This window comes from Bradyrhizobium sp. (assembly GCF_019242285.1).
Classification (GTDB): domain Bacteria; phylum Pseudomonadota; class Alphaproteobacteria; order Rhizobiales; family Xanthobacteraceae; genus Bradyrhizobium.
Genome location: NZ_JAFAVV010000756.1, coordinates 1 through 2,966, shown reverse-complemented (window position 1 = coordinate 2,966; position 2,966 = coordinate 1). Strand labels below are relative to the sequence as shown.

Here is a 2,966-nt window from a genome sequence, read left to right as displayed (position 1 = left end):
TGCAGGTCATCATGAAGGCGCCGTCGCCGACGATCGCCTGCACCGAACGGTCGGGAAAGGCCAGCTTGGCGCCGATCGCAGCCGGCACCGCGTAGCCCATGCAGTTGAAGTCGGTCGGCAAAATCACGCTCTTAGGCGCGTGAATCGGCATCAGTTCGGCGGTGAGGAAGGTGTGGTTGCCGTCGTCGATCGCGATGATGCCGTCATCCGGCATGCTTGTCCGCAGGCCGGCGAAGAACCGCGCGGGGTTGACCAGCCCGGCCGTGTCGCTCTGGACCCAGCTCTCGCGATAGGCAGCCTTGTCCTTCCTGATCTGCGCGCGCAACGCGCCGTCGGCGCTCCGGCGCGGCCTGGCCCCGAGCGCAGACAAAAGCTCCCGCAGCACGGTGCGCGCGTCGCCTGGGATCGCGACCTTGGCCGGATAGTTGGCGTTGAACACCTTCGGATTGATGTCGATGTGAACCAGATTCTCCGGCACGCGCGTGCCGTAGCTGCCGGTCGCGATCTCGGCAAAGCGCGTGCCGATTGCGATCATGGCGTCGCCGTCGCGAAACGCGTTCTGCGCCGCCGGCACTGCCGAGGGGCCGAACCCGAAGCCGACATGCAGGGGATGGTTGCCGGGAAACACCGACAGGCCCTGCAAGGTGGTCGCGACCGGCGCCTCCAGCGCCTCGGCGAGCCGCACCAGCTCGGCGGTCGCATCGCGCGTGCCCCAGCCGGCGAAGATGCAGGGATGCCTGGCGCCCGCCAACAGGTCGGCGGCCTGCGCGATGTCAGCGGCGGCTTCGATCCGCGGTACCTGCGACGGCCGGAACACCGGCAGCTCACCGACCTCGGCGGTCATGATCAGGATGTTGACGGGCAGCTCGACGAACACTGGGCCCGGCTCGCCGGAGGTCGCAATGTCATACGCCTTGAACAGCGTCGGCACGACCTCGTCGTGGCCAGTGACGCGGAAGGTCGCCTTGGTGAGGCCGCCCATGAACCTGTGAGTGTCCATCTGGTGGAGCTGGTATTCATGGCCGGTGTCGGTGCGCGAGCCGCCGGAGACCACGAGCATCGGCACGCCGTCGAGAAAGGCCTCGCCGATGCCGCTCGCGGCATGGGTCAGGCCGGCGGCCGGCACCACGGTGAGCACGCCGACCGAGTCCGACAACCGGCTGACGGCGTCGGCCATGAACGCGCCGCCGCCTTCATGGGTGACCAGCACCGGCGTGATCCGGTTGGAGTTGTTGAGCGCGTCATAGAGTTCGGTCGTGTGCACGCCGGGAATGCCGAAGGTGAAGCGTGCGCCGATCTGCTCCAGCGCATAGACCGCAAGCCAGGCTCCCGTCCGCTTCATCGTGCCCTCCCCTCTATAGTTTCCGGCCGTCGATCGACGCCGCGGCAAGCCGCGCCGACAGGATGCAGCCGCCGAGAAACGTCCCTTCCAGCGCGCGACGGCCGTGCACGCCGCCGCCACCAAAGCCCGCCGCCTCGCCGACTGCATAGAGCCCGGCGATCGGCGCGCCGGCCGCATCGAGCACCCGGCTCTGGAGATCGGTCATGATGCCGCCGAGGCTCTTCCGGCTGATGATGAATTCACGAATCGCGATCAGCGGCAACGCCCGCACATCGTCGATCCGGGCAAACCTGCACAGCCGAAGGCGGTCGCCGCGATACTGCCGCAGCGCGGCGATGCGACGAAGCTGCTCGTCGTTCATCAGGCTCTCGCCGCGGGCGATGGTCGCGTCATATTGCCCGACCGCGCCCTGCACGGCGGCCAGCTCGACGGCTTGGTCGCCCTGCAGCGCGTTCATTTTCTCGACCAGCTCCGGCAGCGAATTAGCGGTGACGAAATCCCGGCAATTCGCCAGCATCTCCTTCACCAGCCAGCGGTTGCCGAACAGGATGTCGCGCAGGAAGCCGAGCTTCCTCTTGTCGCGGATCGACGGATTGTGCTCGGCGCCCGAGACCGCCAATTCCTTCAGCGCGATCCGCCGGTTCATGATCTGCCAGGAATATTTTCGTTCCGCAGCGCAGATGTCGGTGACGAGCCGCCTCGTGTCGAAGCCGGACACCAGAGGCTGCGGGCCGATGCGCATCCCCCGCCAGTTCAGCCACAGCGCCGAGCGCGGCGGCACCAGCGACAGCCCATGCATCGGCTTGCGCGGGGTCGGATGATGCACGCCCGCGGCATAGTTCCACATGTTGTCGAGATGGGTGAGCACGCCGCCCACGGCCACGACGGCATCGTGCAGGCGGCCGTCGGCGAAGCGATGCGAGCCGCTCAGGAGCTCGGCCGGCGGCGATCCCCAGTCGCGATGCCAGTGCTGCCGCACGCGAGAAAGGTCGCCGCCATTGATACCGCCCGCCGCGATCACGACCCGATCCGCGCGCAGCTCGAACGGTTCGCCGGTCCTTTCATCGACGCCCTCGACGCCGGCGATGCGGCCGCCTTGCCGCACGAGCCGTTCGACCCTCGCGTCGAAGCGAATCGTCAGATGGTCGATATGCGGATGCCGTTGCAGGCCCGCGAACAGCGCATCGAAGATTCCCTTGCCGGCGCCCCAGGCGATATGGAAGCGCGGCACCGAATTGCCGGGGCGGAATTCGCCGCGCTCCACCCAGTTGACCACCGGCAGGAAGCTCACCCCGAAGCGGCGCACCCAGCGATAGACGTCCGCCGTGCAGCGGTTCACATAGGCCTCCGCCCAGGCCCGGGGCCAGTGGTCGTCCGGGCCGAATTCGGCAAAGCTCAGCCAGTCGCGCAAGGCGAGGTCGGCGGAATCGCGGACGCGAAAGCGACGCTGCTCCGGCGAATCCACGAAGAACATGCCGCCGAAACTTTCACGCGCCAGCCCGCCGAAGGCCGACCGGTCATCGCGGTCGACCAGCGCCACGCGCTTGCCACCCTCGAGCAGGTCGAGCGCGGTGGTGATCCCGGCGATGCCACCGCCGACGATCACGACATCATGACGATCTTC

At 67.8% G+C, this 2,966-nt stretch carries 2 protein-coding genes; both read right to left on the bottom strand.

Annotated features, from left to right (window positions below; genetic code table 11):
• On the bottom strand, positions 1-1,342 hold a 1,342-nt coding region (locus tag JOY90_RS31020), incomplete at its 3' end, for a thiamine pyrophosphate-binding protein (RefSeq protein WP_291694908.1).
• Between the two features lie 13 nt (positions 1,343-1,355).
• On the bottom strand, positions 1,356-2,966 hold a 1,611-nt coding region (locus JOY90_RS31015), incomplete at its 5' end, for an FAD-binding dehydrogenase (RefSeq protein WP_291694907.1).